The following is a 12,229-nucleotide window of genomic DNA, read 5'->3' on the forward strand; positions in this document are numbered from 1 at the left end:
TCCGAGAACGGGAAATATGCCGGACAGAACAAAAAACCGGGCTCGCACAAGGGTTTGCGCGAACCCGGTTCGTGAGGTTGTGTGCCTGACTTAAGCAGCGCGAACGCGGCTCAGGAAGTCTGCAATAGTGGCCTGCAGGCCCTGGGCATGTTCGGAAACCGACTGGGAGACCGACAGGACGTCGGCTGCCGAGCTGCTGGTTTCCTCGGCTGCCTGCATCACGTCGCCAACGCTGTTGCTCATGTCGCTGGTGCAGCTGGCTGCCTGCTGGACATTGTGGCTGATCTCGTTGGTGGCATCACCCTGCTGCGAGATCGCCGCGGCAATGGCTGCCGTGAACTGGTTGACCTCTTCCATGGTGCTGGCGATTTCCTGGATCGAGCCGACGGCATTGCGTGTCGAGGACTGGATACCGGTGACCTGCGTGGAGATCTCTTCCGTCGCCTTGGCGGTTTGCGTGGCCAGTTCCTTCACTTCCGCGGCAACCACCGCAAAGCCCTTGCCGGCTTCTCCGGCGCGAGCGGCTTCGATGGTGGCGTTCAGCGCCAGCAAGTTGGTCTGTTCGGCGATCGCCTGGATGAGGCTGACCACTTCACCGATCTTCTGCGCGGCGCTGTCGAGGCTTCCGACCTTGTCGTTGGAATCGTTGGCGGCACGGGTTGCGCTCGTGACGACTTCCTTCGTCTGGCCGATCTGGCGACCGATTTCGGAAATTGAGGCGGACAGCTCTTCAGCGGCGGAGGCCACTGTCTGGACGCTGCTCTGTGCAACTTCGGAAGACCCGGCAACCGATGAAACCTTGGCGGAAGTGTCGCGCGCGATCGCATCGAGAGACGCTGCGGTCTGCTCCATGCGCTTGCTGTTGCCGCTGACCTGGTCGAGAACGGCGTGGACGTCGCGCTCGAAAGTTTCGATCAGGGCTTCGACAGTCTTCTGGCGCTCCAGCTGGCTGTGTTGGGCCTGCTCGGTGTCGTTCTGCAGCGACCGCCGTTCGGTTTCGTTTTCAACGAAGATTTCCAGCGCACCGGCCATCTGGCCGATTTCGTCCTTGCGGTCGAGATAGGCCACCGGCGTATCGACATCGCCTTCGGCAAGCTTGCGCATGCGAGCGGTCAGCATCTGCACCGGTCCGGCAATTGTGGAACCAAGCATCCACATCAGGAACGTGCCGGCTATCAGCAGGCCGAGGGCGAGCAGCAGGCTCATCTGCATGGTGGAATTGGCGCTTGCCAGAAGTTCGCTCTCGTCAACGGCGACAACGATGAACCAGTGTTGGCCGGTGCCGTCCAGTTCGAAGCCCTTGATGGCTTCCACGGTACCGTTTTGGGTCGTGAAGGCAGCTTCATTCTTGATCGACTGGATCTTGCCGACCATTGCCGCATCGGCCTTCTGGCCGAGGAGGGCTGCGTCCGGATGGGACACCCAGACACCGGTTTCGCTGAGAAGGCCGACATAGCCGCTTTCATAGGTCTGGCCGGCGCTCACCGCCTTCTGCAGGCCTTCCAGCGACACGTCGATGGTGGCGCCACCGATGCCGCGTCCGGAAGCATCCTTGATCGGCGAGGAGGCCGTCGCCATCAGCACGTCGACATTATTGACCGGGTAGAGATAGGGTTCGGTGACCGTGTCGTGACCCAGGTTCTTCGGCTTGTCGTACCACTCTTCAGAGCCGCTATCGCCACCGAACAGGAGCGGTTCCCAAGCGACTTTTGCACCGTCGTTATAGAAATACGGAATGAAGCGTCCCATGTCGTCGGAGAAGTTGGCGCCTGCATTGTCCGCGTCATTGCCGGCCATGTCCGGTTCCAGGATCGCACCGCCGCCGACAAAATGTTTGTTCTGGCTGATCTGATGCTGCATCACGGCTGCATAGGCATTGCGATCGCTGACGCCTGCGTGCTGCATTCCCTCCAGGGCATCGGCCGCAGCGCGGGCCGCAAGCTGTGCCTGGGCCAGTGTCTTGCCGGCATCCAGAGCAAGTGCCTCGGCAGTCTTGCGGATGAGATCTTCACCCGATTTTTGCGACGTGGCCTGGGTCATGAAGGTGACGGCAAGAATAAGCGTCAGGAATCCAACCAGGAACACGCCGCTCGAGGCGAAAAAGATTCGATTTCTAAGAGACATGAAAAGCTCCAACGGTGAGACTGCGGGAACCCTATGAGACGCACGTAAAGCAAAGCTTACGTTCTGCGGCTTTTTTGCATTGCGGCAGGAGAAAATCCGGCGCGTTCGCAAAAGCATCGACATGCCGCTTGATCCCGGGGATCAAAATGGTTACATATGCAACTAAATTCATCTCCGAACCGGGAGGACGTCATGGATCAGAGAACCGACAGCAATCAAAATCTAGCTGGAAACGGCCGTAACACGGCGGATCTGGAATATATGCCGGGCTTCGGCAACGATTTTGAAACCGAGGCTCTGCCAGGCGCTCTGCCGCAGGGCATGAACAGCCCGCAGAAATGTGCCTACGGCCTATATGGCGAGCAGTTGTCCGGCACCGCCTTTACCGCGCCAAGCCATCAGAACGAGCGAACCTGGTGCTATCGCATCCGCCCGTCAGTCAAGCACACCAGCCGGTTCAGGAAGATCGACCTGCCTTACTGGAAATCGGCTCCGAATGTCTGCGATGACGTGGTTTCGCTCGGCCAGTACCGCTGGGACCCGGTGCCACACACGGATGAAGGCCTCAACTGGCTGACCGGCATGCGCACCATGACGACAGCCGGCGACGTCAATACACAGGTTGGCATGGCCAGCCACATCTACCTGATCACCAAGTCGATGGAGGACGAATATTTCTACTCCGCCGACAGCGAATTGCTGGTGGTTCCACAGGAAGGTGTCCTCAGGTTTTGCACCGAGCTGGGCGTGATCGAGCTGGAGCCGAAGGAAATCGCAATCCTTCCGCGCGGCCTTGTTTACCGGGTCGAGCTGGTGGAAGGTCCGGCGCGCGGGTTCGTCTGCGAGAACTACGGCCAGAAATTCGAACTGCCGGGCAGGGGGCCGATCGGAGCCAATTGCATGGCAAACCGCCGTGACTTCAAGACGCCTGTCGCGCACTACGAGGATCGCGATGCCCCGTCGACGGTGACAGTGAAATGGTGCGGCCAGTTCCACGAAACAAAGATCGGTCACTCGCCTCTCGACGTTGTTGCCTGGCACGGCAACTATGCGCCCTGCAAATATGACCTCAGGAACTATTGCCCGATCGGGTCGATCCTGTTCGATCATCCGGATCCGTCGATCTTCACGGTGCTTACCGCTCCGTCCGGAGTTCCGGGCACCGCCAACATCGACTTCGTGCTGTTCCGCGAGCGCTGGATGGTGATGGAAGATACCTTCCGGCCACCCTGGTATCACAAGAACATCATGTCGGAGCTGATGGGCAACATCTACGGCCAGTACGATGCCAAGCCGCAGGGCTTCATTCCCGGTGGCATGAGCCTGCACAACATGATGCTGCCGCATGGGCCGGACAACAATGCCTTCGAAGGCGCTTCGAATGCCGACCTGAAGCCGGAAAAGCTCGACAACACAATGTCCTTCATGTTCGAGACCCGTTTCCCGCAGCACCTCACGGAATTCGCCGCCAAGGATGCTCCTCTGCAGGACGATTACATTGACTGCTGGGACTCGCTGGGCAAAAAATTCGATGGCACGCCCGAAGGGACCTGGAACAAATAGCCAAATCATCCAGGATTTGACCAACCGCAAACGGCAGATTGATCCGCACCGGTAGGTTACCCTGAACCTCCGGCGTCCCGCCGGGGGCGGACAAGAACAAAGGCAGGAAGCCGCTGGAGGCTTCCCGGGAGAAACATCGCCGGGCACCACGGTCTGGCGAACATTAGGAGCTGAAAACCCGATGAAACTGGCAACGCTCAAGGATGGCAGCCGCGACGGCAAGCTGGTGGTGGTCAACGACCGCCTGACCTTCTGCACCGACGCAAGTCACATCGCGCCGACTTTGCAGGCAGCGCTCGATGACTGGGAACATGTGGCGCCGAAGCTGGAACTGCTGGCCGAGAGCCTGTCTCACGAAGTCGTACCGACGCTGCGTTTCCATGAACACGACGCTCATTCACCGCTGCCGCGTGCTTACCAGTGGGCGGATGGTTCGGCCTACGTCAACCATGTCGAACTCGTGCGCAAGGCGCGCGGTGCGAAGATGCCGGAAAGCTTCTGGACGGACCCGCTGATGTATCAGGGCGGTTCCGACACATTCCTCGCCCCGCGCGATCCGATCTCCATGCGCGATGAGGCCTGGGGCATCGATATGGAAGGCGAAATTGCTGTCGTCACCGGCGATGTACCGATGGGTGTCAGCGCGGAAGCCGCGCGCGATCACATCCTTCTTGTACTTCTGGTAAACGACGTTTCCCTGCGTGGCCTGATCCCGGCAGAACTCGGCAAGGGCTTCGGCTTCTTCCAGTCCAAGCCGTCTTCCGCCTTTTCGCCGGTTGCCGTCACGCCGGATGCGCTCGGCGATGCCTGGAAGGGCGGCAAGCTTCACCTGCCGCTGCATGTCGACCTCAACGGTCAGCCGTTCGGCCGCGCAAACGCGGGCGTCGACATGACCTTCGATTTCGGCCAGCTCATTGCCCATGCGGCAAAGACCCGGCCGCTCAGTGCCGGTACGATCATCGGTTCGGGCACGGTCTCCAACAAGCTGGACGGTGGTCCGGGCAAGCCGGTGGCAGACGGTGGCGTCGGTTATTCCTGCGTTGCCGAGATCCGGATGATCGAAACGATCAACACGGGCGAAGCCAAGACGCCTTTCCTGAAGTTCGGAGACACTGTCCGCATCGAGATGCTCGACACCGAAGGCCATTCGATCTTCGGCGCCATCGAGCAGACCGTGGAGAAATACGAAGGGTAGTGATCGGACCTTCCGGGATCTCGACACCATTTTCGGCAAGTAGCCCCTCCGCCTAGTGGGGAGGGGCTCGGGGATGCGATTTTCCATCCAGGAGAAAGACAAGAGCGCAGCGTTGGGTTGAGCCCTTCCGCCGCCAGAATATTTCAGGGAGAGGGCAATGCCTCACGTCGACCCGCTTGACCGGGCGGATCTGCCTCAGTTCGAGGAAAAATTCGCGCGTTACGATGAAATCCGCGGCTTTCTGCCGAACTCGATCCTCACCATGGCGCGCCGGCCGAATATCGCCAAGGCGTTCATGGAACTGAACCAGGCCATCCTTTATGAAGGCACGGTGCCGGAAGACCTGAAGATGATGGTCGCACTCATGACGTCCATGGCGACCGGCTGCCGCTATTGCCAGGGCCACATGGCCAATCTGAGCCACGTCTACGATGTACCGGACGAAAAGATTGCCGCCGTATGGGAATGCGAGACTTCGCCGCTCTTTACGGAGGCCGAAAAAGCGGCGCTGGTGCTGGCCCGCGAGGCTGCCGGTGTTCCGAACGACGTGACCGAAGCTCATTTTGCGGCGCTCAAGCCGCATTTCAACGACGCCGAGATTGTAGAGATCGTCGCTTCGATCGCGCTCTTTGGCTACCTCAACCGGTGGAATGACACCATGGCAACCACAATGGAAGCCCATCCGGCTGCCGTCGCCAAAAAGGCGATGCCCGCATGGGACGAAGGCAAACACGGAGCCTCTGAATGAGCAAGCAATTCGCATCCGCCGGAGACATGACCGAGAAGAAGATCTCCTTCACCGAGATCGGCAAGGATCTCTGGGCCTTTACCGCTGAAGGTGACCCGAACACCGGCGTCATCATCGGCGACGACAGCGTCATGATCGTCGAGGCGCAGGCGACCCCCGAACTCGCCAACAAGGTCATTGAGAAAGTGCGGTCCGTCACCGACAAGCCGATCAGCCACCTTGTGTTGACGCATTACCATGCCGTTCGCGTGCTGGGGGCTGCCGCCTATCGGGCACCGACCGTGATCATGAGCCAGAAGGCCCGTTCGATGGTCGTGGAACGGGGCGCGGAAGACAGGGAATCCGAATTCATGCGTTTCCCGCGTCTTTTCATGGGCTATGAAAACGTCAACGACATTCCGCCTCTGACCTGGCCGACCACCACCTTCAACGACCGCATGACTGTCTATCTCGGCAAGCGCCGGGTCGACCTCAGCTTCCTTGGTCGCGCCCACACGGCCGGAGATATTGTTATCCACGTGCCGGACGCGAACGTCATGTTCACCGGTGACATCGTCGAATACCACTCGGCCTGCTATTGCGGCGACGGCCATTTCAACGACTGGCCGACAACGTTGGAAGCGATCCGTTCCTTCGATGTGGAGGCAATCGCGCCTGGCCGCGGCGATGCGCTGGTCGGCAAGGAGATGGTGGGCAAAGCGCTGACCAACACCGCCGATTTCGTCTCCTCGACCTATCGGCCGGTGGCCCGGGTCGCCCAGGGTGGCGGATCGCTGAAAGAAGCCTGGGACGCCTGCCGTGCCGAATGCGATCCGAAGTTCAAGGATTACGCCATCTACGAACACTGCCTGCCGTTCAACGTTGCCCGGGCCTATGACGAGGCTCTCGGCATCGACACGCCGCGCATCTGGACGGCGGAACGCGACGCCAAGATGTGGGCGGACCTGCAGGGCTGACCCATGAACACTGTCCTGGACCACCTCCGCCTGATGGCTCGCAACAACGCCTACGCGAACGAACGTCTTTACGACGCCTGTTGCCGGTTGTCGCAGGCGGAGTTCGAGGCGGAAAGAACCGGGTTCTTTCCCTCGATCCGGGAAACGCTCAACCACAATTGGGAAGTGGACCGATACTATCTGGATGCCTTGAAGGAAGAGGGGCAGGGGCTGTCGGTATTCGACACGCCGCATCTTGCCTCTGCAGCAGAGCTGAAACCGGCCCAGAAGAGTGCCGACGAGGCTCTGATCGCATTCTGCGACCGGGTGGTGGAAGGAGACCTGGACCGGAATGTCGCTCAGGACCGGGGCAAGAGCGGTGTCTTTCACGAGACGATCGCCAACACGTTGCTGCATCTCTTTCAGCACCAGATCCATCACCGGGGGCAGGTGCATGCCATGCTGGCAGGCACCAGTGTTGCGCCGCCTCAACTTGACGAGTTCTTTTTGGAGTTCGATCGCCACCAGTCGGCGCAACGTTTCTGGGAAACTGGCTAGCGCTTCGGTGCAAGGATCAAAAGGGCGAGCCAGGTGAGGCCACCTGCAAGAACTATGATCTCGCTCACCACGATGGCGATGCCGACCATGCTCCAGTTGTCGGCAAGGACGGTGGCGGGAGCGGCGATGAGAAGCGCAAGGGCGACCGCGGACATCAGTCCGGCAATCAACCGGAATGTCCAGCGTCGGCCGGATGTCAACATGTTCTGACGTGTCAGGACTGGCATGTCACACCTCCTTCTTGGGGGATTGTCTAACGAAAACGCGCAAGCCCCCCTGCGGGTTCCGCGAAACAGGCAAAGGCGAACCGGTTCACGATGCCGGTACGCCTCGGCAATTGGGAGAAACGCCTGTGACCAAGTTGTTTGAAGCGCCGCTTTATCCGTACAAGCGGTCCCAGGATCAGGATGCAGCGACACCCGTTCGCCATCCGGTGGTGATCATTGGAGCCGGACCGGTGGGCCTCGCCACGGCTATCGATCTGGCTCAGGCGGATGTGCCGGTCGTCGTTCTCGATGACAACGACAAGGTTAGCGTGGGCTCACGGGCAATCTGCTTTTCCAAGCGCTCGCTGGAAATCTTCGACCGGCTGGGCTGTGGCGACGAGATGGTCGACAAGGGCGTCGTCTGGAACGTCGGCAAGGTGTTTTTCGGTGACCGGCAGGTCTACGATTTCAACCTGCTTCCGGAGCAGGGGCACAAGCGCCCGGCCTTCATCAATCTGCAGCAATATTATTGCGAACTTCATCTGGTCGAGCGCATTCGCGCTCTGCAGGTGGAAGGCAAGCCGGTGGAAATCCGCGGTGGCAGCCGGGTTGCGAACCTCAACCAGCGGGACGACCACACGCTGGTGACCGTTGAAACGGTCGATGGCGCCTACAATCTGGAAGCGGAGTGGCTGATTGCCTGCGACGGGGCAGGCTCGCCGTCCCGCCGGATGCTCGATCTCGATTTCGTCGGCCGGGTGTTTGAAGACAACTTCCTGATTGCCGACGTCATCATGAAGGCGGATTTCCCGACCGAACGCTGGTTCTGGTTCGATCCGCCCTTCAACAAGGACCAGTCGGCTCTTTTGCACAAGCAGCCGGACGGGGTCTGGCGCATCGATCTTCAGCTGGGCTGGGACATCGACAAGGAAGAAGAAAAGAAACCGGAAAACGTCATTCCCCGGCTCAAGCAGATGCTGGGCGCGGATGTCGAATTCGATCTGGAGTGGGTGTCGATCTACACATTCCAGTGCCGCCGGATGGAAAAGTTCCGCCATGGCCGGGTGATCTTTGCCGGCGACAGTGCTCACCAGGTGTCGCCTTTCGGTGCGCGTGGTGCCAACTCCGGGTTCCAGGATGCCGACAATCTCGGCTGGAAGCTGAAGCTGGTCATTGACGGCAAGGCTCCGGAAAGCCTTCTGGACAGCTATGCTTTTGAGCGCGAAATGGCCGCAGACGAGAATATCCTGCAAAGCTCGCGTTCAACCGACTTCATTACTCCCAAATCGGAAATCAGCCGTATTTTCCGTGATGCGGTGCTGGACCTTTCCGAACATCACGCCTTTGCCCGGCCACTGGTCAATTCCGGGAGACTGTCCGTTCCTTGCGTCTATGACGGTTCGAAGCTCAATGGACCGGATGTGGAAGGCCTGCCCGCGCGCACAAGACCGGGAAGCCCGGCTGTGGATGCGCCTCTGGCAGACGGCTGGCTGCTGGACTGGCTTGGCAGCGGCTTCCATCTGCTTGGCATCGGCACCGAAGTACCCGAGAAGCTTCTGATCGACGGTATCGAAATTACCGGTGTCAGCATTGCGACTTCCGCAGCCGGTGAAGAGCTTAAGGACCGCTATCTCGGCGACGAGCCTTCGGCTGTCTATCTGATCCGGCCAGACCAGCATGTGGCGTCGCGCTGGACAGGCTATGACCGCACCGCGGTCGAAAACGCATTTGCAATTGCACTCGGGAAAGGCGGAGAGGCCTAATGGCGGAGATTGTCACCAAAGCGAACCTTGAAACGCCCGACGGGTTTTATGCTGACCTGCTGACCGCTCATGAAGGCCTCACAAAGGCCGAAAGCGATGCGTTCAATGCCCGGCTGATCCTGTTGATGGCAAACCAGATCGGTGAGCGGCAGGTGCTCGAAAAGCTGCTTGAGGCCGCCAAACAATAGGTCGAACAGGGCGTCGCGCAGGTGTTGTTGCCGTAGGCATCGAGGCTTTTGACGAGGGTGTGAGAGATTCGCCCAATCACACCCTCGGTAGAATTTCAGTTTCACCTGATAGCGATGCAGGTAATCGGAATTATTTTGGGCAAAAATAATTTTTAGAAAAATGTCCAGTATCGCCTTGTCGATAAAGACTAAAAAACGCCCGATTTAATTCGTGACGGCTAACAAAAGTCGAACCCGAAATTTTTCACCAATTGTTTATCTGCCCACACCTTCAATCGCGGAAAGTGCGGGGGAAACAATGTCCAGGTTACTTACACCTTTAAAGAATGTGCGCCTTTCTGCGAAAGTAGGCGGTGGCTTTGCAGCCATGATTCTGGTCGCCGCCGCGGTCGGTGCCGTGGGTGCGGTCGCTATTCTCGGCCTCAGAACACAGTCGGATGTCAGTGCGAAGGCAACAACCGCAATGGCAAACCTTCAGCAGGTCGCACAAGCGCAGGAAGCCTATCTCTCGGATCGCACACCGGAGCTGGCTGACGCAGCCCGGTTTCAGATTGAACAATTGGAAACTGCGCTGGTCACGCTTGATGGCGTCTCGGGGCCAGGAGAGGGCGAAACGGCCACCGCAGAGGCCATCTCGCTGGTAGGTCAGCTTGGTGGCGAGTTTGATGGTGTCGTGCAGGCTGTCGAGAACAGGCAGGCTCAGGTCGACAAGTTGCTGCGGTCCGCTGTCAATCTGGCAACCATCGCTGCCCAGATCAACGACAAGATGAGCAAGATCCAGCGTGATGCGGGCGGCGCCGCCAAGACCGCATCAGGCACACGCAACCGGGCTGACAAGGTCGGGCGCATGTTGTCGGATATGGAAGACCTCGTCGCCGGTCTGGAAGCCAGGATCGCCGAGGTGAGTGAAGGTGCTGATCTTCCGCCTGAAACGGTGGCGGCCATTGTGGAGGGCACGCAGACCCTGGCAAAGACGGCAGCGAAGGCCGGAAAGCTGAAGGTGGACGGCGTCGACCCGGCAAAGGTCAAGGAATTGGCGGACATGGCGGCAGCGCTCGGTGAAAAACTGCCGAAGCCGGAAGCGGACGGTGCTCGGCCGGCACCAGTGTCGGCTGCCGTTGCTGCGGATCTCTTAGCGGGACTGGAGAAACTCCACACTCAGGCCTCTGCCTTGCGCAAGACGGTTTATGCGGCAACCGATGACGCCAAGTCGATTGCCGGCACGGCAACGTCGAAACTCGGTATCGTCGATCTCGTCAATGTGAACGTGAACAAGTACCAGAACGCGTCCCTGGATATTCGCTCTGCGACAATGGAGTATTTTGCCGGCTTCGATACAATTGGTGCGGAAGAGGTTCTCAACCGTATCGAAACGCTGCGCTACCTCGCCAATCTGCTGAAGGCGGACAGTGCCGCTTTCCCGGAAATCGCGGATGCCATTGCCTCGATCGAGGCGGAGGTTGGCACTTATGAGGCCGAATTCGCCGCCATGGTCACCGCGAAGGATGCGTTCGATGTCAGACGGACAGAGCTTGTTGCACTGTCCGGCAAGGTTCGCAGTGTCATCACGGCCCTCACGGAGGCTCAGTCCGCGGGAGCTTATTCGCGGGCCGATACCGCGCTTGGGCTGATCGCGGTCGCACTCGTCGTCGCCGTTGCAGCCGGTGGATTGCTGGCCTTTGTTCTTTCTCTCGTGATCACGCGCCCGACACGGGCTTTGACCGAAGCCATGGGCCGCCTCGCGGAGGGAGATATCGACGCTACCATTCCCTCGACTGATCAGCGGGACGAAATCGGAGACATGAGCCGCACCGTTCAGGTGTTCCAGGAAAACGCCCGCGAACGGATTCGCCTGGAAATCGAAGCGAATGCCCATCGCGAGGCCCAGAATGCGCGTCAGCAGGACATCGAGGATCTGATCCAGAACTTCCGAGGTGAAATCCAGGGACTTCTTGGTGCGCTGGACGAAACGGCCGCCGGCATGTCCAACACAGCTTCGGCACTTGGCGGCATCGCGGAAAGCAGTGCGGAACAGGCAGGCGATACTTCCAGGGTCACTGAAGACGCCAGCATGAGCGTTGAAAACGTTGCCGGTGCGGCCGAGGAACTGTCGGCATCCATCGCCGAAATCGGGGAACAGGTACGCCGGTCTTCCGACATCGTCACGTCGGCGACGAGCGCGGTACACGAGACCAATGGCAAGGTTCAAGGACTGGCGGAAGCTGCCTCGAAGATTGGCGAAGTGGTCAGCCTGATCCAGGCGATTGCGGAACAGACCAATCTTCTGGCGTTGAACGCCACCATCGAAGCCGCTCGTGCAGGCGAAGCAGGCAAGGGCTTTGCCGTTGTGGCCGCCGAGGTCAAGGAACTGGCGACACAGACTTCGAAGGCAACCGAAGAAATCTCGTCCCAGATCCAGACCATTCAGAACTCCACCAGCGAAGCCGTCGCGGCCATCGGGGCAATTTCCGACACGATGGAAGAGGTCAACGGTTACACTCAGGGAATCTCGGCAGCCGTTACGCAGCAGGGCGCGGCCACCAACGAGATTTCCGGAAATGTGCAGCGGGCAGCCCAGAGTACGCAGGCTGTTCAGACCAATATGTCCAGCCTCGCCCGGGCGGTTGGCGATACCAAGGAAGCATCGGGGGATGTTCTGGCTGCTTCAGGAGACCTGAGCAACCGCAGCAACGCTCTGAAGCAGGGAATTGAAACCTTCCTGGCCCGCGTTGCAGCAGCTTGACGGCAAACGGGAAAGGCAACACTTCGGCACCCCACTGGGCTCCGATCCGGTGGGGTGCTTTTTATTCGATTGATACATCGGCGTGACACGCTTCAACCTTAATGCAGGAACAAGGTTGGGCTTGCCCGGTGACGCCGCGTTCTTCCTGAGGTGGGTCGCCCGGCGACGGCACATGAAGACAAGAATGATATTGCAACTCATTCGCA

At 59.5% G+C, this 12,229-nt stretch carries 10 protein-coding genes; 8 read left to right on the top strand and 2 right to left on the bottom strand.

All coding sequences use genetic code 11. The features are described from left to right. Window positions 1–90: 90 nt before the first annotated feature. Window positions 91–2,124 (bottom strand): methyl-accepting chemotaxis protein, encoded by a 2,034-nt coding sequence (locus Q666_RS48240; protein WP_031268991.1) that lies wholly within the window; start codon window positions 2,122–2,124, stop codon window positions 91–93. Between the two features lie 192 nt (window positions 2,125–2,316). On the opposite strand from Q666_RS48240, the gene hmgA reads away from it, so the two are divergent. The 5 genes from hmgA (at window position 2,317) to Q666_RS48265 (ending at window position 7,123) form a co-directional block, all read left to right on the top strand. Next, window positions 2,317–3,687: a homogentisate 1,2-dioxygenase gene (hmgA, locus tag Q666_RS48245; protein WP_023000073.1), complete on the top strand. Its 1,371-nt coding sequence runs from the start codon at window positions 2,317–2,319 to the stop codon at window positions 3,685–3,687. Between the two features lie 181 nt (window positions 3,688–3,868). After that, on the top strand, window positions 3,869–4,882 hold the full coding sequence (locus Q666_RS48250) for a fumarylacetoacetate hydrolase family protein (protein ID WP_023000074.1): 1,014 nt from the start codon (window positions 3,869–3,871) through the stop codon (window positions 4,880–4,882). 157 nt (window positions 4,883–5,039) lie between these two features. After that, window positions 5,040–5,630: a carboxymuconolactone decarboxylase family protein gene (locus Q666_RS48255; protein ID WP_023000075.1), complete on the top strand. Its 591-nt coding sequence runs from the start codon at window positions 5,040–5,042 to the stop codon at window positions 5,628–5,630. Further along, window positions 5,627–6,586: an MBL fold metallo-hydrolase gene (locus Q666_RS48260; protein WP_023000076.1), complete on the top strand. Its 960-nt coding sequence runs from the start codon at window positions 5,627–5,629 to the stop codon at window positions 6,584–6,586. The genes Q666_RS48255 and Q666_RS48260 overlap by 4 nt, the downstream gene beginning before the upstream one ends. 3 nt (window positions 6,587–6,589) lie before the next feature. Then, entirely contained in the window at window positions 6,590–7,123 is a 534-nt protein-coding gene (locus Q666_RS48265) for a DinB family protein (protein WP_023000077.1), read from the top strand. Here the strand turns inward: Q666_RS48265 and Q666_RS48270 are convergent. Next, window positions 7,120–7,350 (bottom strand): hypothetical protein, encoded by a 231-nt coding sequence (locus tag Q666_RS48270; protein WP_023000078.1) that lies wholly within the window; start codon window positions 7,348–7,350, stop codon window positions 7,120–7,122. The genes Q666_RS48265 and Q666_RS48270 overlap by 4 nt on opposite strands. Window positions 7,351–7,475: 125 nt before the next feature. Between Q666_RS48270 and Q666_RS48275 the strand changes: the two genes are divergently transcribed. From Q666_RS48275 to Q666_RS48285, 3 genes are all read left to right on the top strand, one after another. Continuing rightward, on the top strand, window positions 7,476–9,092 hold the full coding sequence (locus tag Q666_RS48275; protein ID WP_023000079.1) for an FAD-dependent oxidoreductase: 1,617 nt from the start codon (window positions 7,476–7,478) through the stop codon (window positions 9,090–9,092). Beyond that, window positions 9,092–9,280, top strand: coding sequence for a DUF2783 domain-containing protein (locus Q666_RS48280; RefSeq protein WP_023000080.1), 189 nt, complete (start codon window positions 9,092–9,094; stop codon window positions 9,278–9,280). Before Q666_RS48275 ends, Q666_RS48280 begins: the two co-directional genes overlap by 1 nt. Window positions 9,281–9,578: 298 nt before the next feature. Beyond that, window positions 9,579–12,023: a HAMP domain-containing methyl-accepting chemotaxis protein gene (locus tag Q666_RS48285; protein ID WP_081713262.1), complete on the top strand. Its 2,445-nt coding sequence runs from the start codon at window positions 9,579–9,581 to the stop codon at window positions 12,021–12,023. Window positions 12,024–12,229: the final 206 nt, after the last annotated feature.

This window comes from Labrenzia sp. C1B70 (genome assembly GCF_000475395.1).
Lineage (GTDB): Bacteria > Pseudomonadota > Alphaproteobacteria > Rhizobiales > Stappiaceae > Roseibium > Roseibium algicola.